This is a genomic window from Weissella thailandensis, from assembly GCF_005405465.1.
Taxonomy (GTDB): Bacteria; Bacillota; Bacilli; order Lactobacillales; family Lactobacillaceae; genus Weissella; species Weissella thailandensis.
The window spans coordinates 38,957-60,977 of sequence record NZ_BJEC01000003.1 but is presented as its reverse complement, the minus strand read 5'-3'; the positions used below and the strand labels follow the sequence as shown (position 1 = coordinate 60,977).

Sequence of the window (22,021 nt, the reverse complement as noted above, 5' to 3'; positions counted from 1 at the left end):
AAACAAAGGAAAAATACGTTATTATTAGAGACAATAACTTCATGATTAAGGACGATTTATAATGAAAACATATGCTATTGTTGGTAATCAATACGAAGGTCTCTATACCAAGCCTTGGTCAGAGGTCAAAGCTTATACACAAACAAAACCAGCCCCAAAATTTAAAGGATTTACTACCAAATCTGCGGCTCAGGCATGGTTTGATAGCCAAGTTTCAGCGAAAAATGATACATCACGTCAATACACCACTGCTTACAATGGTACATTTCATGCTGATCCTAATCAGTATTACATCTTTACCGATGGCGGTAGCCGCAATACTGGCAATGTTGCTGGTGGTCACGTCAAAGCAACCGATAAAGCTGGCTGGGCTATTGCAATCTATCGTGGTTCTAACCTCAATGAGCCTGTATTCACTGATAGCGGCGCGGATTGGGGTCGCACCAACAATGAGATGGAGATGCTCGCACTGATCAACGCCCTACTACAAGCTGCTAAAGTGTCAGCACCAATCACAATTGTTAGTGATTCTAAATATGTGCTAGATACTGTTACCAATTGGATGTACAACTGGGTAGCTAATGGCTGGCGCAAAAGCTCTGGTGAGATTGCTAATCTTAAAGCCTGGCAACAAATCTACACGCTCATTCAGCCAATTGCACCGCGTCTATCATTTATTTGGGTTAAAGGTCACGCTACCAGTCATGGTAATATCACGGTTGACCAGTTATTAAATGATGCAATGGACCAATTATCATAATTCAACTTAAAGATTCGTGCCAAACGAGTCTTTTTATTTTCTGCCCATTGTACCATTTTTCACAATGGTTTGGTTAATTATTGCATCATTATTTTCACAAGCGTTCCGTTATAGGGGAACAAATTATTAACAAGGTTAATAAAGTTGTTTGTTGTGACTATGTTCGCCAATTCTCTAAATGCATATTTATACATAATAAAAAACCAGCCTGATATAAATTATCTAGGCTGGTTTTTTATTATTGTTATTTGATTAGCGTATCTACCGTTTTTAAGACACCGTCATGATTATTATCATCGACAGCTAACGGATAGAAGGCCTTTAGTGATTCATCACCATTAATCATAGCAAAGGGATAGGCGGCTGCTTTCAACATTTCAGCATCATTTAATCCATCACCAAAAGCTACCAAATTCTCATCTAATTTCAATCCATAATGACTAGCTAGCACTTGTAGGCCATTTGCCTTATTAATATTTGGCGCCACGATATCTACCGATCCATAACCGGATGTGGTGACATGCGCACGACTACCTAAACGTAATCTTGCTAAGTCAATAAACTCTTGTGTTTTCTCAGTCTCAAAGGTAATTGTTACTTTCAAAATAGGTTCGTGAATTTGATCCACAAAATCAATGAACTGCAAATTTTCATGCACTTTTTTCATTGTTGCCTTATGCAATAGATTCAAACTTGCTTGTGATTGTAACATAAATGTTGTTTCAGCACCGGTAAAGACGGCACCATGCAATGGTTCAAATGGCATTTCATTGACAACCGCCATGATATCCGTCACATCCGCCACATGCAAACCAACCATTTGTAGTAGTTCACCATCTGCAGTTCTAACAACAGCACCGTTATCGGCCACCAAATCATAGCGGCCGGCAAACGACTTAAAAAGGGGGTCAACAGAATCAACATCACGACCAGACGCAATGATGAAATGACCACCTTGTATGGTTAGCTTATCCAAAACTTCTGCAAAATGGGTTTTATGATACTGTTTTTTATCATTAAAGAAGGTGCTATCCAAATCCGAAGCAATCATCTTGATTTCTGACATGCTTAAACTCCTATCATTTTCTACCTATATAGTTTACGCAATCTAATGTCTTTTAGCCAATAATTACTTCCTCAGTCGGATATTGATAACTTTTTGGCTTATCACGGATATTCATGACTGAAAACATCACGGTATACAGACCAACACGACCGATAAACATGACGATCATAATGACAAATTTACCGAAACTCGTCAAGTGAGGGGTCAATCCCAACGACAATCCTGTTGTTGAGAAAGCAGAAATAACTTCAAAGACAACATATTCCATACCTTGACCTTTTGGAATCGTCTCAGTGATTGTCAGCAAAAGCGAAGCCATTGCGACGAAAACAATCGAAATAACGACTAACATCATTGCTTTAATAACAACTTTTGGGCTAAAACGCCGACCACCAAAGTTTACCTGTTCTTGACCACGTAATGCGGCCAATGTTTGCATCCATAAAATACCCAATGTGGTTGTTTTAATACCACCAGAAGTCGAGCCTGGCGTTCCACCGACGAACATTAATAGGGTAATTATCATAATACCGGCCGTTGAAACGTTGGTCAACGGCACAACATCTAGTCCCGCCGTACGAGGTGCAACGGCCAAAAACAGACTATCAATAATACGGTGTCCAATCGATGAGGTATCTGCTAAAGGCGCCAAGAATTTCTCCGTGAATAAGAACATGACAAAACTCAACCCAATTAGCCAACTAGATACATGCAAAGCTACCTTAGTATGTAGACTAACGCGTCGCTGCTTATAAAAGAGCAATAAATCTCGCCAAACTAGGAAACCTAATGAACCTGCAGTAATTAATAACATCCAAATAATCAACACATACGGATCATTTTGTAAAAACGTCACTGGTTGATCAAAGAATGTAAATCCCGCATTTCCAAATGCCGAAATAGACGAGGCAACACTCAGATAAATACCTTTCGTCATTCCAAAACGGGGTACAAAGTCAGGTAGCATCAGTACCGCACCAACAAGCTGAATAATGGCTGATAGCGAGAAGACGTACGATAACACACTTTTAACATCCGCTAAATTACGTAAATTTAGCGCTTGCTGCGCCATCAACCGCGCTCTTAAGTCTAATCGTTGCCCGGTTATCGCAAATAGCAAGACCGCAAACGTCATAAACCCAAGCGCACCAATCTCGATCATAATCAATAAGATAACTTGGCCAAAGGTTGACCACGTTGCTGCCGTATTCACAACAGTCAGTCCCGTAATTGCCGTAGCGGACACGGAAGTAAACAATGCATCAAGGAAATTAACATGTACACCAGTTTGCTGTGAAATAGGCAACCTTAATATAAAAGCCCCAACAAATATAATCGCCAAAAATCCAAACGTTAATACCTGAGGCGGCGTTAATTTGTTAAATAATTTTTTCATAATTAAGTATCTCCCAACTTCTTTATATTATACAGGAGCAGCGCAAAAGTTTTTCACAGATTTTTGTGGACAACTAGGGGAAAAGTCCACGTATTCCACCGCTTTCTGTGGATAACTTGTTAATAACTCCTGATTTATTGTTGAGAAACCCCATTAAATCAATACATATGCAAATGTGGATAACCTGTTAAAACAAATTGTAATAAGCAAAAGTCCGTTAAATCGGGATTTTATCTTAAAATTAGGTTAAACCTTGCAAAAATAATGGATTTCTACCTAACTTTCAGTTGTTTTTTAAAAATTATACGCTTTTAAAACGTTTTATCTATAGATATGTCGTTTATTATTCCTAATAAGGGTGAAAATATCGAATGTTAACTTAGCTTTTTCCTCATATATTTTGTAAAATAATTAAACATCAACTTCTTGTATTGTGTATAACTTTTTTTGTACTTATTTATAATGAGTATAATTTCACTAATTTAGCGTTTACAAATGCCGTTGTCATCACTTTTTATAACTTATGCACAACCAGTATTCACAACAGTGGATAAGTGACTTAAAATCTTCACAAAGACCGCCGTATACTTTGATATAATAGTGCTCGCGGGCTTTTTTAAGGTTGTGGTTAACTTGTGGATAACATGTGTTTTACGATATATTTTAGTATTTATCCACATCTTACAAAGCAATTGATAAAAATAACGAACTATTTTAGAAAGGTAGACGAACAATGAATATAAAAATCATCGGCGTTGGCAAATTAAAGGAAAAATACCTGAAAGATGGTATTGCAGAATACACAAAACGTTTGCATAAATTCGCTAAGGTAGAAATTATTGAAGTGCCTGATGAAAAAGCACCCGAACAATTATCTCAAGCACAAATGGATCAAGTAATGTCTAAGGAAGGTGAACGTATCCTTAATAAAATTAAAGATAAAGAATACGTTTTTGCATTAGCCATTAAAGGAACCGAACGTTCTAGTGAAGAAATGGCTGCTGAAATTGATCATTTAACGACCACAGGCAAGTCAGATTTAACTTTTGTGATCGGTAGTTCCTTAGGATTATCACCCGAAGTACTAAAACGAGCCAATACACAAATCAGTTTTGGGCGCTTCACATTACCTCATCAATTAATGCGTCTTGTATTAACTGAACAGATTTATCGTAGCTTTATGATTAATGCACATACGCCATATCATAAATAGGTCATATAAATTAGGGATGCTCTCCTCATTTTTGTATATATAAACATAATGAAAGATATGTACTAATTTTTATTAAATGTCCCATATGTGATTTAATAAACAATGTATTTGCATGATAAATGGTATTAAATTTAATATTAAATCTTGTATTTCGGAATTAAATAGTGTAATGTACTCCTTGTAGGTTTGGTGTAAGCGGTTGCACCTATTGATATTTTATTTAATTATTAGGAGATTTATGCATATGACAGAGTACATTACTAGTGAACGTGAACAAAAAATTGATTTTGTTAATACAACCGATTTGGAAGAGGGCGCTGCAAAAGTCATTCCAAAGGGTGGTTATGGTTATATCCAGAGTGGTGCTGGCGATTTAATTACATATAAGAACAATGTTAAGGCATTCGATAAGAAGGTTATTGTTCCTGGTGTCTTACGAGATGTTGAAGATCCCGATACATCCGTTGATTTCCAAGACATGCACTTAACAGCACCAATTATTATGGCACCTGTTGCCGCCCACGGTTTAGCTCACGTTGAAGGTGAGAAGTACTCAGCAAAAGGGGTTTCTAACTTTGGTTCAATCTTCACTGCTTCTTCATTCGCATCAACAACATTAGAAGACATTCGTGAAGCTGGTGGTCAAGATGCTAACCAATGGTTCCAATTCTATATGAGTAAGGATAACGGTATTAACGATCAAATCATCGAAACTGCAGAACGCAATGGTTCAAAAGCAATCGTTTTGACTGCTGATGCAACACTAGGTGGTAATCGTGAAGCCGACAAGCGTAATCACTTTACGTTCCCACTACCAATGCCAATTGTAGCTGCCTATCAATCAGGGGTTGGCCAAACAATGGATGCTGTGTATAAGTCTGCTAAGCAAAAGTTAGCTCCACGTGATGTGGAATATATTGCTAGCCATACTGATATTCCTGTTTATGTTAAGGGTGTGCAAAGTGCTGAGGATGCTTACCGATCACTAGAATCTGGTGCTCGTGGAATCTGGGTTACTAACCATGGTGGTCGTCAATTAGACGGTGGTCCTGCAGCATTCGAATCACTTGAAACAGTTGCCGAAGCCGTTAATGGTCGCGCACCCGTTGTCTTTGACAGTGGTATTCGTCGTGGTCAACACGCCTTTAAGGCATTGGCTTCTGGTGCTGACTTGGTTGCCATTGGTCGTCCTGCTATTTACGGTCTAGCACTTGGTGGTGCTACTGGTGTTGAACAAGTCTTCAACTTCTTTAAGGATGAACTAGCACTCGTTATGCAATTGGCAGGTACACAAACAATTGATGACGTTAGAAAATTCACTTTGCGAGACACATGGTAATTAAAAATAAAAAATAAATTAACACTTTAGGAGAAGACATGGATATTCCACAAGATAGAAGTTATGAAGCTGATGTTCCTAGCGTAGAGGCCAAAGAAGCGCCTGCTGAGAAATCACCTTTATTCCAAAAAATTGATGAAGCTTTAATGAATAAAGTTGCGCTATTTAACAATAGTTATGCACGCTATGCTGCACGAGCAATGCTCGCAACCTTATTCCTAACACTAGGAACCGCTGCTGCATTCGGAACAGCGCTAGAAGCTGAAAAAATAGCACCTGGTTCAGGAAAGTTCACTTTCGCTTTCATGTTTAGTTGGTCACTTGTGATGATCATCTTCATGGGAGCTGAACTTGGAACCTCAAATATGTTATTTATGACCGTTGGTGTTTATCGTAAAAAGTTGAAAGTCTCTAAGGCAGCTAAGATTCTTGGTACCACGTTACTATTTAACTTAATCGGGGGAATTCTATTTGCTTATATGGTTTCCCTAACCGGACCATTCCAGGATTTGCCAGCTGGTAATTACCTATTTACTGGTATTGCTAGTAAGTTGGGTAAGTCATCACTTCAAATTTTCGTCGAAGCTATTTTCGCTAACGTTATCGTTAACACGGCCTTCACGATCAACTTACGTATGAAGGATGATGGTGGTAAAGTTATGGCTATTATTTTCGTTATCTTTATCTTTGCTTTCTTAGGATACGAACACGTTATCGCCAACTTCCCAGCATTCTCATTAGCTTTCTTTGCTTCAAACGGTGCAATTGCTGGTATGACGCTTGGAAGTATACTACACAATCTATTCTTTGCCCTGATCGGTAACTATGTCGGTGGTGCATTGATTATTGGAATGACATATGCTTGGTTGAACCGTACCAAGACATCATATGTTGACTAATACAAATTAACTATAAAAAGCATTGCAATCAGTGAGTTGCAATGCTTTTTTTGTGTTATTGAATTATTCTTCTAAAAAGAGTTTATTAGACAATAAAAACCATAGTCACATTATGTTGGTGACTATGGTTTTTATACTTAATATTCACCTACTGTTTGACGCTTCTTAGGTGAAATAACCCCAAATAGAAGGGTTACCACCATCAAAATCAAATGAACAACGACTAACCAAGGCTTATCCTGGAATACTCCAATATAGAATCCCATATACATAGAAACAATATAACTTAATCCAAATTGCAAGATGAACGCCCAGTCAACATTTTTAAAGAAATCAACTTGTTGTTTCATAAATACTGCGTAAAGCATATACAACAGAATACCAATGAACAAAACTAGGAATGCCACGATAGCAAATGAAGCAACGAAATTATTGATTAATGCAAAGATAGCAACAACCACAATAAACGCAGCTAATCCTTCTAGATAGTTAATAATTGAGAACCAAAAACTACGTGCATTACTGTCTTGTACGTGGAACTTGCGCTTGTTGAACGCCATAATCATTGACAGCGGTACAATAGCACCCGAATATCCCAAATAATTCATCCAAGGAATACCATATAATGCGTCAATCGTAATCTTCAAATCCGTTGGGTAACCGTGCCAAACCCACATACCACCGCTTGTACGAATGGCAATGATGTCCCAGATCAAATCCCAACCAATCACAATCACATACGCAATTAACCCAGCGGCAAAGGGCGTCTTCACGATTTTCTTAGCTGCTGAGATAGCCAATGGCATGAGCAATCCCCAGCCAAGACCAACCCATAAAGGCACACTCTTCAAAGCACCAGCGTCACCAATATTAATCAGAAAATGAGAATAATAGTGGTACGTTTTAAAGATATATACACTAAATAACTCTAAAGAAACACCCAATAATGAACACGTAATCAACTGAAATAATTGCTCAAGTCGTTTATTTTTGACCAGCACCACGGCTGCCGAAAGATAAACAAAATAGAAAACCACTTCAATTGTTCGTGCTAATACCATATTAGTCACAACATTAAACCTCCTAGTAGAAATGAGAATAATAGCACCATAATCAATTAAATCATAATTAACTAATTGCTGTGATTTTAAGGCCAACCTTTACACGTGTCAAGTTTTTAACTTTTGCAATTTTTCAGGCAAGAATCTATCGAAAAAATAACTTCTTTGTGTTCGCTTAACAGTAAAGCCGACAACACAATACCAAACTTTTTAGGCAGTTTTATTGGTTGAGTAACTATACACTATGACACTATAATGCATATGTAAGATTAATAACGAAGATATAAAAGAGGGAATTTCACATGGCAAAAGCACGTTTAATGGACCAACCTGCAGATTTTGAAAAATTAGGCATTGATCCTAACAAAGTTCAAACTTGGGAAGACGATCGTCGCGATACTGACATACCTGGTACATCAGAAGTTTGGTATTTTGATGCTATTTTAGATGATGGTAGTAAAGCCGTTTTCTACTTCCATCCAAAGTCACCATATAAGCTTCAAGAAGCCGGTGATCATCCTGATATCGGTATTTTTATTACTTCACCAGAGGGAGAAACCTATGGTCAACAAATCATTGATTATCCAGCCGAGGAGTCATATTTCGGTAAAGAGAAGTGTGATGTAAAGGTTGGACCACACAGTGTTGTTGGTGACTTCAAAGATTACGAAATTCATATTGATCCAGTAGCTGATGTGGCTGCTGACTTGCACTTCCATGCGCTTGTTAAGCCATTCCGGCAAGGAAATACTGGTATCATCACCTTAGGAGATAATGATGAATATCATTATACTGACTTAAGTGTTGTGAAGAACCAAGTCACTGGAACATTAACTTATAACGGTGAAACTCATGAAGTCACTGGCTCAGGTTACCACGATCACCAATGGGTAAATATTTCACCAATCGTGGCTTGGCATCACTGGCTTTGGGGACACTTGTATACTGAGAACTACACTGTATTAATTTATGATTTCGTTGCTGCTAAGCAATTCGATTACCAGCAAATTCCATTCTTTGGTGTAATGGACAACAAAACTGGTGAAGTCATCTTCCAAACGGATGGTAACTTCACACACGAAACTGAATTGACCTTACAACCAGAAATCAAGAAGCATTTCCCAAAGACTTCAAAGTATACCTTCGCAAATGCAGATGGTGAGACTGTTACGTTCACAACAGAATGGCACCAAGAACTTGAGGTTCGTAACATGTACTGGGGTGCAACGGATGAAGTTCGCGCACAATATGATAAGATGGGCATTCAACCCGGTTATATGCGTTACTTTGCAAAGGGAACCTTGTCATTTGAAGAGGATGGCCAGCAAGTAACTGAATCAGGAGATATGATTTACGAGTATAATTACGGTGGTAAAGAAGACCCTGAAGCACACGTTTAATTCCACAATTTAAAAACTAAAAAGGACAGCTATGTAGTTTACTGAAAGTTCATTTCAGATGACATAATAGCTGTCTTTTTTAATACAACAAGCTGACCATAACTGGTTTGAAGTTTGACAAATAAAATCCTTAATGATAATATGAGAAAATTTAAAAAATAATTAGACATTGAAAAGAAGAGTAGTTATTCAAACTAGTAGACAGAGAAACCCGTTTGGTAAAAAGGGTAATTCGTGCGAATAATGAAGATGAACTTAGAGTCTAGATATTGATCATTTGGCTAGTATTCTCGGTGTGGTGCCCGTTATTTTCACCAGGTTTACTGAAAAGTGAACTTATTAAGCCTATTTAGTGTGAACTAATAGGAAATTCAGGTGGTACCACGAAGCTTTCGCCCTGTGCATTTATTGCATAGGCGAAAGCTTTTTTATTTGGCGTACATAAAACGATTAGAAAGGCAAAACAATTAAAAAAGCAACTACTACGACACTAACGACTAACAAAGAGGGAGTTTAACACATGAGCGAAACTAACTATAACGATGCAACCAAAATCATTCACGATACTGTACGTCCAGATCCATTGACTGGCGCTGTTAACACACCCGTATATTTTTCTTCAACTTTTGCACAGAAGGACCCTTGGAATCTGGGAAAGTATGACTACGCAAGAAGTGGCAATCCTACTCGTGATCAAGTAGAAGAGAGCATCGCTAATTTGGAAGGTGGTTCACGTGGCTTTGCTTTCTCGACTGGTATGGCTGCAATTACAGCAGCTTTTTTGACCCTCCATCAAGGTGACCACATTATTATCACAAAAGATGTTTATGGGGGTACGTTCCGTTTGGTTACTGAACTGTTGCCTAATTACGGTATCAGCCATACATTTGTTGATTTAAATGACCAAGAGGCGCTAGAAGCAGCTTATCAAGAAAACACAAAGGTCGTTTATGCAGAAACGCCATCTAATCCGACCCTTACCGTCGTTGACTTAGCAGCAACAGCTAAGTCAACTCATGCCCATGGTGCCTTGCTATTTGCCGACAACACTTTCATGACACCACTTTATCAAAAGCCACTATCGCTTGGTGCTGATTTGGTTATTCACAGTGCCACAAAGTTTTTGTCTGGTCATTCCGACATTTTGGCCGGCCTGGTTGTAACCAAAGATGATGCTTTGGGAGATGCCGTTTATTTCATTCAAAATGCCATGGGCGCAACGCTTAGTATCGGTGACTGTTGGTTGCTATTACGTGGCCTGAAAACACTCAAAGTTTGTTTACAAACAGAAACAGAGAGCACGACCAAGATTGCGCAGTGGCTACAACAACAGCCAGCTGTCAAAGCTGTTAATTACCCCGGATTAAAAGACGATTCAAATTATGCCATTCAATCTAAACAAGCATTATCAGGTGGGGCGGTCTTATCGTTTAATATTGGCAGTGAAGACAATGTCCAGACCCTAGTGCAACACCTACAGTTGCCTATTTTTTTAGTCTCTCTGGGAGCAGTTGAGACGATTCTGTCATATCCTTGTACGATGTCCCATGCCGAACTTAGTCCCGAAGAACAACAAGCTAGTGGGGTGACACCAGGATTACTACGCCTATCAGTAGGTCTCGAAGATTTTGACGATTTAAAGCAAGATTTTGCCCAAGCATTGGCTTATTTAACAGATTAGTAAGTTGCTGCTAAAAATTAACATGCCTTTAAATACAAAAACAAGTGGTTGGGATACACAAATATCCCAACCACTTTTTATAATAAAAATATATTAATTATAAGTCTGTAAATGTTATAGCATGAACCACCAGCTTCAAAACAACTCTTACATTGTTCAGTTTGAACGCACGACTTTCTTCGCAGGCAAAAATAATGATGCCAATAAACCAATCAATGCAAATCCTATCATCAGAATAAAGGCCCAATAAAAGCCGTGCTCAAGCGCAATTTGATGAGGCATGTGTGACTGCAAAGTAATCGTTAACGTAACAATTAACATCGAAATTGCTGTTCCAAATGAACCACCAACTTGTCTAAGAGTTGATGACGCTGCATTCGCATGCGCTGTTAAATCAGACTGCACCGCATTAATAGCTGCCGTAAACGTTGTCATCATCGTGAAAGAAATACCGACCATTCGTACAGCGTAACTGATACCAATAACTAACAAACTCGTTGTTGTATCAAACATCAACATTGGCAATGTCCCTAGTATCAGCATGCCAAAACCAAATAATGATAATTTCTTGATACCCAATTTATCATACAGGATACCAGATACCGGGTTACAAATCATCATAACGATTGCACCTGGCATCATAATCAAACCTGAAGTCAATGCTGTTTCGTCTCTGGTAGTTTGTATATATAGTGGCAATACCAACTCAACACTGACCATCGCAATATTACTGATCATACTTAATAATGTGCAGATATCAAATTGAATATTTTTAAACACGCGAATATCTAATAATGGTTGGGGGAGCTGTAATTGACGGCGACCGAAAAGATAAATCGTTACAAGCCCGATGATAAACAAAACTGCTAACAACGGCGTGACTTTACCGGTATTACCAACTTCTGACAACGCATATAACAGTAAGCCAAAACCAATAATTGATTCTAAGAACGATAACATATCTGTTGTCTGTTTATTAGGCACGTGTAAATTACCAATCGTAAATATAGCCACAACGCCAATTAATGCACTAAGCGCACTTAAAATAATAAATAACATTTGCCAGTGACTATACTGTAAGATCACTCCTGATATCGTTGGACCAATTGCAGGACCAAAACCGATAACTAGCCCTGTAATTCCCATCGCCATCCCACGTTTTTCTGGTGGAAACATCATCAAAATAACATTTTGAATAAACGGCATTAAGCCACCGGCTGCGACTGCTTCAATTATTCTACCGGTCAACAAGATACCGAAATTAGGTGCGAAAACACAAATCAACGAACCGATAAAAAAGATACCAATCATGGTTAAATAATTTTGCCGTAGATTAAATGACTCAAAAATCCAAGCAGACAGGGGAATCATTAAACCGACAACTAATAAATAGGCTGTCGTTAACCATTGAGCTGAAGACTGTGTCACTTGAAAAGCCGACATGATGGTAGGTATTGCATTATTTAAAAACGTTTCCGCCAACAGGGCGACAAACGCACCGGCTAACAATACAATCATCATGACGGTTCTCTTCTTTGTACTAATTGCTTGAGACGTCATACTTCCTCCTTATAATATGTAGCATGCTACACTTTATACAAAAAACACCATTAAAAATGATGAATAATCGTACTTAGATACTGTTGTAATTGTTGAATATCTGCATCACTTAACTGACTGACAATTTGCTTATTAACATCTGTCATCGTTTGCCGAATATCATCAATATGCTTTTCAAGTAATTGAAAACCCTTATTTGATAAGGAAAGCGTAACTTGGCGATGATCCGTTTCTAAATAACCAACATCAACCAAGCCATGGTTAGCTAGCCGTTTGACAATACTACGAATCGTTGGGTGGCTTAAAACAAATTTATCAGCAACTTCTTTTTGCGTGATTGTTCTACCTTTTGATTCATATAAATAAACCATTAACGTAATTTGTGGTCCCGTCAAAGGGTACTCGCTAATTAAACTTGCGACCCGGCTATTTAATTCCTTTTCAATTAACGTATTCGCAATTTTTATCTGTGGTCCAATTTCATCCAAGAATGTTTGTTGCATAATTTCTCTCCAAAAATATGTTGCTTGCTACACTAAATTCTATCACTTCCATTTACTTTGTAAATAACCTAAATGATACAAAAAGAGAACGAGACAAAAGTCGCTTTGAAGCCGGTTTGTAACGTTATTTGCGTCATTTTTGGCCGTAGCAAAGCGAAGGACAAGAATGTCGTAAATAACGTTATATTGGGGCTTCAGACTTTTGGAACGCGTTTATGCTAAATTTATAACCTTATAATTAATGCATTTTTAGCACAAAGAGGTTGGGACCGTTGTTTTGTCCCAACCTCTTTCAATTAATTTTTCGCTGGTAAACCAACTTGTTTTAACTGCTTTTCATCAGCAGCAATCATAATGGCAGTTGTTGTATCACCAACAACATTGAGCACCGTTCGGAAAATAACGGCAAACCAATCAATACCTGCCAACAAAGCTATACTTTCTAACGGTAAGCCAAGCGTTGGTACGATAATCGTAAGGGCAACTAAACCACCGCCAGGTACCGCAACTGTCCCTAAACAAGCCACAATGGCCAACATCACGATTTTAAACATCATGATAAATGATAAGGACAAACCATAAAATTGTGTCATGGTCACACAAGATAAGGCTAAGTACATCGCAAGGCCGTTACTATTCAGTGCCATCCCCAAAGGTAACACTAATTCACTAATTTCCTTCTTAATACCTAATCGCTTTTCGGCATCATGCATTTCAACAGGTAGGGAGGCTGCTGAAGATGTTGTCGTCATCGCAATAAGTAAGATGTTAGAAAAGCCGTGCATAACCGTCCGTAAAGACATGTGTGCACGCAGCATGATCATGCCAAACAAGGCCGCTAAAAATACTAATGTACCAATACCGAATAATGCTAAAAATTTAAACAGCGGAATCAAGACTGTTAAACCATTCTCAGCGATTACTGAAGCAATCAGAGCACCAATACCAAGCGGTGCTAGTCGTAATACCCATTGAATCAAATCAACCAGTAATTGATTAAGCTTTTCTAAGCCATTAACCAACCCTTGATACTTTTGCTGGTTATTTGCCTTACTCAAAACAACCCCAAAGCATAGCGCAAAGATAATAACTTGAATTGTATTACCTTTGGCAAGTGCATCAAAAATATTAGTAGGGAAAAAGCCCAAAATCATATCTGAAGTAGAAACTGGATGGCCGGTTAATTTTTCGACTAACTCAGGATTTAGTTTTAGATCAATCCCAACACCTGGCTTGAACCACCAACCTAATACAAGACCTACTAAAGCCGCTATAAAGGTCGTGCCCATAAACCAGGCAGCTGTTTTGACCCCCAATCGCCCTAATCGTTTGGTCGGTAATTTACCAATGGCTGCAATTACCGTACAAAAAACTAAGGGAATGACGGCCATTTGAATGAGTCTTAAAAAAATATCACCAATAATTTTAACACCGGCAATTTTGGTACCGAAAACGGCACCCAAGATCACCCCAATGACCATACCAATAATAATTTGCGTTGTTAGTTGGATTTTTCCTCGCATTTTTTATGCCTCATTTGCTTGAGCAGATAAACTAGCAGTTAACAATGCCACACCAATCAACAAATCTGACATTTTTGTATATTCAGCCGGCGCATGACTAATTCCAGCCTTACTTGGCACAAAAATCATGGTTGTTGGCACGACTGTATTCATAATTTGACTATCATGACCTGCACCCGAAAATAACTCTCGGAAGGGGAACTTCATTTGAGTGGCTATCTCAGCATTTTGTTTTCTTAATGCCTGTGATAAAAGGGTAGCAGGAACATGTAATGTCTGTTCGATTGTGACATTATCAAATTGCTTGACGACTGTGTTCATAGCTGACAAAAAGGTGGCTAATCGTTCATCGGATTCCTCGCGACAATCAATCGTAAATGTACAACTTTCAGCAATGACGTTGCTAACATTAGGTGACACGCGAATTTCACCAATCGTAAACGTCAAACTATTCGAGGACCGATCAACTAAATCATATAACCTTGCCATTAGATGACTGGCAGTGGCAATAGCATCTTGGCGTTGTGCCCTCGGCGTTGTACCAGCATGATTTGCTTGTCCATGTACCGTCACATTGTAACGATTTTGTGCAACAATGCCGGTTACTAACCCGATTGATTGGTGAGCTTGGGACAAACGTGGTCCTTGCTCAATATGCAATTCAGTAAAATTGGCTGGCAAGGGCGCTCGCTGTCGCCTAACATCAGGCATAGCCTGCAATTGCTTGATTGCATTTTCTCGCGCTTGTGCAAATGTTATGCCAGTTTCATCAACCAAGGCAGCGACTTGTTGCTGTTGGCCTGTATAATGCTTTGAACCGGTAAAAGCCGCTGGAAAACGACTACCTTCTTCTTCACTAAAAGAAATTAACCGTAGCGGCTTTTTAGGCAAACTACCTTGTTGGTACACTTTTTGAATGGCACAAAAACCACCAAGGACACCATACAAACCGTCATAGCGACCACCTTGTCGCACTGTATCCATATGTGAACCAGTCGCAATAGGTAATGTCGCTTCTTGCCCAGGAAAATCCAATGAGACGTTCCCATAATCATCAACTATTGCTTTGGCACCATACTTTTGGCCCAATAAAATCAATGTTTTTTGATTATGTAGCCACTGCTCACTATAAACTAAGCGATTTTGACCAGTATCAGCTGTCGTATTAAATTGATTTAACAAATCAGCTAGTTGGTGCTCTTCACTAAACATAATTATTTACTAATACCACTAACCGGTGATGATGCCGCTGCCTTCTTATCCAAGACACGTCCTGGATGAGCCAGATAACCCTTACGACCAGCTTCAACAGCCAATTTAAAGGCTTCTGACATTAGTGGAATGTCACCAGCTGTTGCCATAGCTGTATTAGCCATGACCGCTGCAGCACCCATTTCCATCGCTTCGGCAGCTTGGCTTGGACGGCCAATACCAGCATCAACGATTATTGGCGCATCAATCTCGTTAATTAAGATCTGAATCAATTCTTTAGTTGCCAAACCTTTGTTAGTTCCAATAGGGGCACCTAATGGCATCACCGCTGCAGCACCTGCTTCGACCAACTTACGGGCGGCATTTAAATCGGGTAGCATATATGGCATCACAATGAACCCTTCATCAGCCAACACCTTCGTTGCCTTAATGGTTTCCTCATTGTCAGGTAACAAATAAGTTGGATCTGGCACGACCTCAAGCTTAATAAAGTCACTACCACTTAACTCACGGGCAATGCGTGCCATACGAATAGCTTCCTCAGCATTCTTACTACCAGATGTATTTGGCAAAATAGTCACATCATCTGGAATATAATTCAAAATGTTCTCTTCACTCGTAGAAGTACGACGCAATGCCATCGTAATAATTTGGGCACCGGCATGGTGAATGGCAGAATCAATTAATTCATATGAATACTTACCTGATCCCAAAATAAAACGTGAAGAAAAGTAGTGACCACCAATAATTAAATCATCATTACTTTCGACCATGATTATTTATCTCCTATTCTGCTAGAACGGGTTGCTCAGTCAGTAAACGTAAAATGGCATTGGCTTCATGACCAGCACACACCATCACACGAGGTGCCATCAATCCTTCAGGGCCTTTACTGTAACCATCCCCGCAAATATATACATTTGATAATTGCTGTTTCGTCTGCATCTCATTCGTTATATGCAATCCAGCCATCCCGTTACCCATTACAAGTGGCTTGTCAGGATAATAATTGGTTACACCATCTAACAACATCGCTTTTGCCATCGGGTTATCGAAGGCTTCACAAACGATATCACAATCAGCAAATAACGTTTCAATATTGTCAGGTGTAATTTCAACTTGATAGATTTCAATATCAATAAATGGATTGAATTCTAACAAATTCTGCTTTAATGCCACGACCTTCGGCATACCAACTTGGCTAACTTTATATTGTTGTCGATTCAAATTACTCATTTCGATGATATCAAAATCAATAATTGTTAGATGACCAACGCCACTACGCGCTAGTGCAATCGCAATATTTGAGCCCAAACCACCAGCACCTGCAATCGTGACACGTGCATTCTGTAAAGGCTCAGTCGTACCAGCCACGTTACGTTCCTTCATTCCCATAAAGAAATCATTAACCGCAACTCCTTGAAACTTTGGCGTCATTTTATTTTTTCCTCTTTTCTAACCACCACCAACAAAAGAAATTAGTTCAACATGGTCATTTTCTGACAATGTTTGATTTGCTAATTCCTCACGATGCATAATCTTGCCGTTTAATTCCACCACAACGTTTTGCATCATATCTGTTTTTTCTTGTAATAAATCAGCTAATGTTTTACCAGCCATGTTGGCTGTTTCTTCACCATTTAAAATAATCAAAAAAATGCCCTCCTTTCTGATCTTGAAAGAAGGGCATTTGCACACAGTCAAATATCGCACTTCCTTCGATCGTATTAACGACATCAGGTTCATGGGTATGTTCTCAGCCTTTCGGCACCCCAGACGATGGTTGTTTAGATTTAGTTTTGCCAATTGCTCTATTCAATCCTTATAAAATAAAAAAGCAGTCTCTTTGTTTTCACAAAAAGACTGCCCATCAAAATCTATATACGGACTGTATCTTCCTGCGCAGGTTTTAACCAAATCAGGTTCAGTGGGTATGTTCTCAGCTTTTCAGCACCCCAGATACGTTAATTAACTTAACAAGATAACCATAGCATGTTTATCTGTAGAATACAACTAATTTTAGAAACCGCTTTCAAAAAATGTTAATATATTGCCTTTATCAACGTTCAAAAATTAGATAATCAATCAATGTTTTATTCTGTATAATACGACAAGTAGAAAAGTTAAGATGGTAGCTATTCCTATACTAAAGAGGAGGTGGTGCTTATGGTGTAATAACCATATTGAAACCAGATTCTAAAGAAAGGGGTAGTTGGGTGTCGATTTCAGATGCCCTACAACTGATGCTGATGTTTGGCACTTTTATTGTGTCCTTAATCACATTAGTTGTTGAGCTAATTAAAATTAGCAAAAAAAAATAACCGTCTTAGCTTAGCAGAGCTAACGGTTATTTCAACTTAGATTTTGCTACCGTCTAACGGTTCTACAAGGAGTCCTGTTGCCACAGGGCTCTTTTTCTATTCATATTATAACATGACTCAACTATAGTTGGCGATTTTTACGTATAACAATCCCTCAACTACATCGTTGCAGGCTTAACTGTCTGTTCTAAACGGCCCATCCACCAACCTAACCATGTTCCCAAGGCTAGTAGGGCAATCGAGAACAAATAATGCCAAATGGTGAAACCAGTATAATCTACGGGGACGATCATGACCGTTGAAGCCATGACAATACCAAAAATCATATGGAATAATTTCGCGTAGGCAACTTTGAAAATATAGGCCATAACCTTAGCTAACACAAGGACAATCACTAGTAGTCCTAATATTAGCGGTACCAAAACCGTCAAATCACCGGTCTTAATACCATCGCTCATCCCTTTATACAACCCCAAATAAATCAAAAAATTAGATGGGCTTAATCCCGGAACAAGTAATCCTAATCCAATCAAACCACCCGCTAAGAACCAAGCATGCATACTTGGCTCAATCGTTGAGAATAACGGCCGACCAAACCATAAAAATACTAACATTAAACTACCCGCAATCACGACTAAGCTAATGTCCCATTTTGAACGACCCATTTTTCCTGCTTCATACCATAATGTTGGCACGGTTCCTAAAATTGCGCCGATAAAGAACCATCGGGCCACACTCTCAATTTCTCCAAGCATAAAGCTAATCAAAAATGATAGTAAAAAAATCCCAATCACTGCGCCAATACCCACGGGCATAAAGAAACGCACATTTGCTTTAAAATTTTTCAATGGATTAGCCATAAACAAAATTAATCGTTCATATAATCCAAATACGGCAGCTAAAGCACCACCACTAATGCCTGGTAAAATAAATCCTGATCCAATTAATGCACCTTTAACAGCACGGAAGATACTATCTCCTGGTCGTTTTTGCATTGATTATTTCCTCATTTCATTTAATTCATCGTGTATTAGTCATTACGAGCAAAAAGCCCTTACTGTTAAGTATAACTAAACTTTCCTTATAATAAGTTAAAAAATCAGGTTTTATTAGCTTATTTTTTAACTACTGTCATGGACATTATTTGATATAATTAAATACAAAATTTAAACATGTAAGGGGATAAATCCTATGCCATTAACTTATACTCGTCAAGCGAGGTCCTCAGATATTGATGCTATCTACCGTATCATTCAACAAGCTGTCGCATATCTCGGTAGTCAAAATTCACCACAATGGCAAGGATCAGCCGAACCACGTCGCGAAGAATTTGAAGAAGATATCCGTCAGGGTGTTATGTATGTCTTAATTCATAATCACAAAGTTGCTGGGGTTGGAAAACTAGTGTCTGGTCCAGAAAAAGCCTACGAAGAAATTGATGGTTCTTGGTTAGGTAACGATGCACAGTACATGACCTTACATCGTATCGCAATCGATGCTGAAGTTCGTGGTCAAGGACTGGCTCATCAACTTATTCATGATTTAGTGATGTTATCTTTGGACCATGGGTATCGTGACATCCGCATTGATACGCATGAAATGAATAAAGGCATGCAAAAGACTATTAAAAAAGCTGATTTCGATTATCGTGGTCATGTTCAGATGCCCGTGCCAAACGGAGATCGACTGGCCTTTCAATTGTTATTAACGGATTAGCGAGCAAAACAAACTACGCTTAGAACAAAAAGTGGTTGAGACATTTACTTTGTCTCAACCACTTTCTTTAATATCCTATGATTTGCCGTTAAGTCCATCTTGAAATCCGTCAATAAGACTCAATATAAAGTCGTTGATTGCTGGAACTAAAAATAAAATGACTGTAATGGCTATTAGTATAATGATATGTCTGGGAACAATTTTATCTAATTTATGCCAATCTAGTTTAAACATAATGATAATCAAAAAAACAGCACCTAAGTCCGTAAAATACGAACTAATATTATAAACATCAATACTAGATATTTTCAGACCAATAAACATGATAAACGCAATTATAGCGCTAATAATAATTGCTTTAAGTATCTTTGACATTTTCATTTTGGCATCGATTTTTTCAACCAACTGCGTATCAGATTTAATAAATTCATCTAAAGAAATACCAAATAATTCACTCATGGTCACAATGTTAGTGAAACTGGGTAATGCTGTATTTTGTTCCCACTTAGAAATTGATTGACGCGAAATATGTAACTTATCAGCTAGAACCTGTTGTGACCATTTTTCTGCTTCACGCTGTTTTCTAATCTGTGACCCTAAATCCATAACTCTCATTCCTCCTAATACTAATAACCTATCGAATTTTGGCATAATTACCAAGCACCTAATAGTTGCATCCCCGTTGTGATAGGATTTAAAGCAAATAAAAATTGGTTGGAAATCTTTAAGATACTTTCCAACCAATCAATAATTTATACTTTATTTAAATGTTTTGACCATGAACTATAACCAATTAACATCAATCCAAAGAAGATGATGGTTAAGAAGACTGATAGTCTTGTTGATGGGTCGAATGCCAAAATAATTAGCACAACGACAAAGAAACCAATCGTTAAGTAGCTGGTTGCTGGGAACCAAGGCATCTTGTATGGATTATGAGCAGATTTCTCCGTTTGCTTATATTTAATATGAGCAACCAAAATCAATATCCAAACAAAAATAAAACTCATCGTGGCAACACTTGTGATCATTTCGAAAATCTTTGATGGGTAGAAATAGTTTAGCAATACGACTGCTAAAAAGACAATTGCTGATGCTAACATCCCGGTAACTGGCACCATATTTTTCGAAACTCGCGCCAATGACTTTGGTGCTTGTTTATTTTTAGCCAACACATATAACGTACGTGAAGTTGAGAAAATTGCTGAGTTAGCAGCCGACAGGGCAGCCGTTAATACCACAAAGTTTACTAAGGTTGCGGCAAAGTTAATTCCCATCCCTGAAAATACTTGAACGAATGGTGATTGTGACGTATCAATTTGGTTCCAAGGATAAACTGACATGATAACAGCAATTGCACCAACGTAGAACAAACCAATTCTTAATGGCACCGAATTAATAGCTTTAGGTAAATCACGTTCCGGATTTTCTGTTTCACCAGCAGTTAAACCAACCATCTCAATTCCGGTAAAGGCAAAGATTACCATTGGAAAGGCCATGATAAAGCCCTTAAACCCAGTGGCAAAGAAACCACCATGTGAAACCAAATTACCAAAACTGGCAGTATTACCACCAGTATGGAATCCAGAAAGGACCAAACCAATTCCAACCACGATTAAGGCAAGTATCGCAAATACCTTAATAGAAGCAAACCATGACTCCAACTCACCAAACCAACGGACATTAATCAAATTGAAAGTGACCAAGACAATAATAACAATTAATGGTGTTACCCATTGTGGTAAGGAAGGGAACCAATAACGCAAATAAATACCACTGGCAGTTAAATCTGCCATCGCCAAACTTGCCCAACTTAACCAGTATGCCCAACCAATCGCGAATTCCCATTTGTCACCCAAATAAATCCGAACGAAATCAATAAATGACCGTATCTTTGTATTTGATAGTAGCAATTCACCAACTGCGCGCATCATTAAGTATGCAAATAAACCTGTTATTGCATACGCCAAAATGAGCGCTGGCCCTGCCGCTTTGATTGCCGATCCTGATCCTAAAAATAGTCCCGTTCCAATCGCGCCACCAATAGCAATCATCTGCACATGACGTGCTTTAAGACCACGTGATAATTCACGTTCCGACTGATTATCCATAAATATACCTCACTGCATGAGGATACAAAAAAGTCCCCATGCCAAATTAAATTTGACATAGGGACGTTTAATAACGCGGTTCCACCCTAATTCTTAGTCGCTGACTAAGCCACTTAATTACAGGTAATTTTCGTCTCTCCAAAAGCTCCTTTACTAGCCGATAATAATTTGTTTTCACCAAACACAAATCTCTCTAGATATTATCAATAACCAATAACTTCTTTTTTCCTCAAGACACAAATTAGTATGACTAACTATAT

At 38.4% G+C, this 22,021-nt stretch carries 21 protein-coding genes and 2 riboswitches; of the genes, 8 read left to right on the top strand and 13 right to left on the bottom strand.

What is annotated here, in order from left to right:
* Positions 1-61 precede the first annotated feature (61 nt).
* A complete protein-coding gene (locus tag FFM62_RS01975) occupies positions 62-760 on the top strand; it encodes a ribonuclease H1 domain-containing protein (RefSeq protein ID WP_115470601.1) in 699 nt (232 codons plus the stop codon).
* Positions 761-1,004: 244 nt separating this feature from the next.
* Here FFM62_RS01975 and FFM62_RS01970 read toward each other — a convergent pair whose 3' ends face one another.
* Together FFM62_RS01970 and FFM62_RS01965 are read right to left on the bottom strand one after the other, a co-directional pair.
* Positions 1,005-1,826 (bottom strand): Cof-type HAD-IIB family hydrolase, encoded by an 822-nt coding sequence (locus FFM62_RS01970; protein WP_115470600.1) that lies wholly within the window; start codon positions 1,824-1,826, stop codon positions 1,005-1,007.
* A 52-nt stretch (positions 1,827-1,878) separates the two neighbouring features.
* Entirely contained in the window at positions 1,879-3,222 is a 1,344-nt protein-coding gene (locus FFM62_RS01965; RefSeq protein WP_115470599.1) for a TrkH family potassium uptake protein, read from the bottom strand.
* A gap of 733 nt (positions 3,223-3,955) precedes the next feature.
* On the opposite strand from FFM62_RS01965, the gene rlmH reads away from it, so the two are divergent.
* From rlmH to FFM62_RS01950, 3 genes are all read left to right on the top strand, one after another.
* On the top strand, positions 3,956-4,435 hold the full coding sequence (gene rlmH, locus FFM62_RS01960; protein WP_115470598.1) for a 23S rRNA (pseudouridine(1915)-N(3))-methyltransferase RlmH: 480 nt from the start codon (positions 3,956-3,958) through the stop codon (positions 4,433-4,435).
* Positions 4,436-4,673: 238 nt separating this feature from the next.
* The gene (locus tag FFM62_RS01955) at positions 4,674-5,774 is read left to right on the top strand and encodes an alpha-hydroxy-acid oxidizing protein (RefSeq protein ID WP_371851230.1); all 1,101 of its coding nucleotides are present in this window, start codon (positions 4,674-4,676) and stop codon (positions 5,772-5,774) included.
* 38 nt (positions 5,775-5,812) lie between these two features.
* Positions 5,813-6,673, top strand: coding sequence for a formate/nitrite transporter family protein (locus FFM62_RS01950; protein WP_075270551.1), 861 nt, complete (start codon positions 5,813-5,815; stop codon positions 6,671-6,673).
* A 137-nt stretch (positions 6,674-6,810) separates the two neighbouring features.
* Here FFM62_RS01950 and FFM62_RS01945 read toward each other — a convergent pair whose 3' ends face one another.
* Positions 6,811-7,743 carry a hypothetical protein gene (locus FFM62_RS01945; RefSeq protein WP_115470596.1) on the bottom strand — a complete coding sequence of 311 codons (933 nt, stop codon included), beginning with the start codon at positions 7,741-7,743 and terminating at the stop codon, positions 6,811-6,813.
* Positions 7,744-8,036: 293 nt separating this feature from the next.
* Between FFM62_RS01945 and FFM62_RS01940 the strand changes: the two genes are divergently transcribed.
* Both FFM62_RS01940 and FFM62_RS01935 read left to right on the top strand, forming a co-directional pair.
* Positions 8,037-9,134 (top strand): lipocalin-like domain-containing protein, encoded by a 1,098-nt coding sequence (locus FFM62_RS01940; RefSeq protein ID WP_115470595.1) that lies wholly within the window; start codon positions 8,037-8,039, stop codon positions 9,132-9,134.
* A 520-nt stretch (positions 9,135-9,654) separates the two neighbouring features.
* Entirely contained in the window at positions 9,655-10,815 is a 1,161-nt protein-coding gene (locus tag FFM62_RS01935) for an aminotransferase class I/II-fold pyridoxal phosphate-dependent enzyme (protein ID WP_115470594.1), read from the top strand.
* A 156-nt stretch (positions 10,816-10,971) separates the two neighbouring features.
* On the opposite strand, the gene FFM62_RS01930 is transcribed toward FFM62_RS01935, so the two are convergent.
* The 7 genes from FFM62_RS01930 to thiS all read right to left on the bottom strand — a co-directional run bounded on the left by FFM62_RS01930 (position 10,972) and on the right by thiS (position 17,266).
* Positions 10,972-12,375 (bottom strand): MDR family MFS transporter, encoded by a 1,404-nt coding sequence (locus FFM62_RS01930; RefSeq protein ID WP_115470593.1) that lies wholly within the window; start codon positions 12,373-12,375, stop codon positions 10,972-10,974.
* 50 nt (positions 12,376-12,425) lie between these two features.
* Positions 12,426-12,878: a MarR family winged helix-turn-helix transcriptional regulator gene (locus FFM62_RS01925; RefSeq protein WP_115470592.1), complete on the bottom strand. Its 453-nt coding sequence runs from the start codon at positions 12,876-12,878 to the stop codon at positions 12,426-12,428.
* A gap of 296 nt (positions 12,879-13,174) precedes the next feature.
* Entirely contained in the window at positions 13,175-14,401 is a 1,227-nt protein-coding gene (locus FFM62_RS01920) for a dicarboxylate/amino acid:cation symporter (protein ID WP_115470591.1), read from the bottom strand.
* 3 nt (positions 14,402-14,404) lie between these two features.
* Positions 14,405-15,613, bottom strand: a complete 1,209-nt coding sequence (locus FFM62_RS01915) for a hydantoinase/carbamoylase family amidase (protein WP_115470590.1) — start codon at positions 15,611-15,613, stop codon at positions 14,405-14,407.
* Between the two features lie 2 nt (positions 15,614-15,615).
* Positions 15,616-16,386, bottom strand: a complete 771-nt coding sequence (locus FFM62_RS01910) for a thiazole synthase (RefSeq protein ID WP_115470589.1) — start codon at positions 16,384-16,386, stop codon at positions 15,616-15,618.
* A gap of 13 nt (positions 16,387-16,399) precedes the next feature.
* On the bottom strand, positions 16,400-17,050 hold the full coding sequence (gene thiF, locus FFM62_RS01905) for a sulfur carrier protein ThiS adenylyltransferase ThiF (RefSeq protein WP_115470588.1): 651 nt from the start codon (positions 17,048-17,050) through the stop codon (positions 16,400-16,402).
* Positions 17,051-17,068: 18 nt separating this feature from the next.
* Positions 17,069-17,266, bottom strand: coding sequence for a sulfur carrier protein ThiS (gene thiS / locus FFM62_RS01900; protein ID WP_115470587.1), 198 nt, complete (start codon positions 17,264-17,266; stop codon positions 17,069-17,071).
* Between the two features lie 42 nt (positions 17,267-17,308).
* A riboswitch (TPP riboswitch) is annotated at positions 17,309-17,398 on the bottom strand.
* 93 nt (positions 17,399-17,491) lie between these two features.
* Positions 17,492-17,581, bottom strand: a riboswitch (TPP riboswitch).
* Positions 17,582-17,829: 248 nt separating this feature from the next.
* Between thiS and FFM62_RS10260 the strand changes: the two genes are divergently transcribed.
* On the top strand, positions 17,830-17,934 hold the full coding sequence (locus FFM62_RS10260) for a putative holin-like toxin (protein ID WP_222610183.1): 105 nt from the start codon (positions 17,830-17,832) through the stop codon (positions 17,932-17,934).
* Between the two features lie 158 nt (positions 17,935-18,092).
* Here the strand turns inward: FFM62_RS10260 and FFM62_RS01890 are convergent, their stop codons facing one another.
* Entirely contained in the window at positions 18,093-18,929 is an 837-nt protein-coding gene (locus tag FFM62_RS01890) for a DUF368 domain-containing protein (RefSeq protein ID WP_115470585.1), read from the bottom strand.
* A gap of 196 nt (positions 18,930-19,125) precedes the next feature.
* On the opposite strand from FFM62_RS01890, the gene FFM62_RS01885 reads away from it, so the two are divergent.
* A complete protein-coding gene (locus tag FFM62_RS01885) occupies positions 19,126-19,650 on the top strand; it encodes a GNAT family N-acetyltransferase (RefSeq protein WP_115470584.1) in 525 nt (174 codons plus the stop codon).
* 75 nt (positions 19,651-19,725) lie between these two features.
* Here FFM62_RS01885 and FFM62_RS01880 read toward each other — a convergent pair whose 3' ends face one another.
* Positions 19,726-20,256: a helix-turn-helix domain-containing protein gene (locus tag FFM62_RS01880; protein ID WP_165845870.1), complete on the bottom strand. Its 531-nt coding sequence runs from the start codon at positions 20,254-20,256 to the stop codon at positions 19,726-19,728.
* 146 nt (positions 20,257-20,402) lie between these two features.
* Positions 20,403-21,761 carry an amino acid permease gene (locus tag FFM62_RS01875; protein WP_115470582.1) on the bottom strand — a complete coding sequence of 453 codons (1,359 nt, stop codon included), beginning with the start codon at positions 21,759-21,761 and terminating at the stop codon, positions 20,403-20,405.
* Positions 21,762-22,021 lie beyond the last annotated feature (260 nt).

Bases quoted from the DNA above. Each gene is read 5' to 3' on its own strand.
- FFM62_RS01975 (WP_115470601.1), top strand. From the start codon at position 62: ATGAAAACATATGCTATTGTTGGTAATCAATACGAAGGTCTCTATACC.
- FFM62_RS01970 (WP_115470600.1), bottom strand. From the start codon at position 1,826: ATGTCAGAAATCAAGATGATTGCTTCGGATTTGGATAGCACCTTCTTT.
- FFM62_RS01965 (WP_115470599.1), bottom strand. From the start codon at position 3,222: ATGAAAAAATTATTTAACAAATTAACGCCGCCTCAGGTATTAACGTTT.
- rlmH (WP_115470598.1), top strand. From the start codon at position 3,956: ATGAATATAAAAATCATCGGCGTTGGCAAATTAAAGGAAAAATACCTG.
- FFM62_RS01955 (WP_371851230.1), top strand. From the start codon at position 4,674: ATGCATATGACAGAGTACATTACTAGTGAACGTGAACAAAAAATTGAT.
- FFM62_RS01950 (WP_075270551.1), top strand. From the start codon at position 5,813: ATGGATATTCCACAAGATAGAAGTTATGAAGCTGATGTTCCTAGCGTA.
- FFM62_RS01940 (WP_115470595.1), top strand. From the start codon at position 8,037: ATGGCAAAAGCACGTTTAATGGACCAACCTGCAGATTTTGAAAAATTA.
- FFM62_RS01935 (WP_115470594.1), top strand. From the start codon at position 9,655: ATGAGCGAAACTAACTATAACGATGCAACCAAAATCATTCACGATACT.
- FFM62_RS01930 (WP_115470593.1), bottom strand. From the start codon at position 12,375: ATGACGTCTCAAGCAATTAGTACAAAGAAGAGAACCGTCATGATGATT.
- FFM62_RS01925 (WP_115470592.1), bottom strand. From the start codon at position 12,878: ATGCAACAAACATTCTTGGATGAAATTGGACCACAGATAAAAATTGCG.
- FFM62_RS01920 (WP_115470591.1), bottom strand. From the start codon at position 14,401: ATGCGAGGAAAAATCCAACTAACAACGCAAATTATTATTGGTATGGTC.
- FFM62_RS01915 (WP_115470590.1), bottom strand. From the start codon at position 15,613: ATGTTTAGTGAAGAGCACCAACTAGCTGATTTGTTAAATCAATTTAAT.
- FFM62_RS01910 (WP_115470589.1), bottom strand. From the start codon at position 16,386: ATGGTCGAAAGTAATGATGATTTAATTATTGGTGGTCACTACTTTTCT.
- thiF (WP_115470588.1), bottom strand. From the start codon at position 17,050: ATGACGCCAAAGTTTCAAGGAGTTGCGGTTAATGATTTCTTTATGGGA.
- FFM62_RS01890 (WP_115470585.1), bottom strand. From the start codon at position 18,929: ATGCAAAAACGACCAGGAGATAGTATCTTCCGTGCTGTTAAAGGTGCA.
- FFM62_RS01885 (WP_115470584.1), top strand. From the start codon at position 19,126: ATGCCATTAACTTATACTCGTCAAGCGAGGTCCTCAGATATTGATGCT.
- FFM62_RS01880 (WP_165845870.1), bottom strand. From the start codon at position 20,256: ATGGATTTAGGGTCACAGATTAGAAAACAGCGTGAAGCAGAAAAATGG.
- FFM62_RS01875 (WP_115470582.1), bottom strand. From the start codon at position 21,761: ATGGATAATCAGTCGGAACGTGAATTATCACGTGGTCTTAAAGCACGT.